This window comes from Maccoyibacter intestinihominis (assembly GCF_040096355.1).
GTDB classification, from domain to species: domain Bacteria; phylum Bacillota; class Clostridia; order Lachnospirales; family Lachnospiraceae; genus Maccoyibacter; species Maccoyibacter intestinihominis.
Window position 1 is genome coordinate 1 of the sequence record NZ_JBBMEX010000041.1, and the last position, 703, is coordinate 703.

Here is a 703-nt window from a genome sequence, read left to right on the forward strand (position 1 = left end):
AGAGGACGCCAGTCTTCTTGGAGCCGCTGTTGGGATACCACCCCTGCAGTATTGGGTTTCTAACCAGCCGCCGTAAGCCGGCGGTGGGACAATGCCAGGCGGGGAGTTTGACTGGGGCGGTCGCCTCCGAAAGGGTATCGGAGGCGCTCAAAGGTTCCCTCAGAATGGTCGGAAACCATTTAGAGAGTGCAAAGGCAGAAGGGAGCTTGACTGTGACACCGACGGGTGGAGCAGGTACGAAAGTAGGACTTAGTGATCCGGTGGTAGAAAGTGGGATTGCCATCGCTCAACGGATAAAAGCTACCCTGGGGATAACAGGCTTATCACTCCCAAGAGTTCACATCGACGGAGTGGTTTGGCACCTCGATGTCGGCTCATCGCATCCTGGGGCTGTAGCAGGTCCCAAGGGTTGGGCTGTTCGCCCATTAAAGCGGTACGCGAGCTGGGTTCAGAACGTCGTGAGACAGTTCGGTCCCTATCCGGCGCGGGCGTAGGATATCTGAGAGGAGCTGGCCTTAGTACGAGAGGACCGGGCTGGACGGACCACTGGTGTATCTGTTGTCGACCAACGGCATGGCAGAGTAGCCAAGTCCGGAAGGGATAAACGCTGAAGGCATCTAAGCGTGAAGCCCCCCCCAAGATGAGATATCCCATCCATAAGGAAGTAAGACCCCTGAGAGACGATCAGGTAGATAGGGCAGAG

Annotated in this window: 1 rRNA gene; it reads left to right on the forward strand. The window is 56.8% G+C overall.

Annotated elements, in window-relative coordinates:
* Nucleotides 1–703, forward strand: a 23S ribosomal RNA gene (locus WMO43_RS14125); the annotation flags it as partial.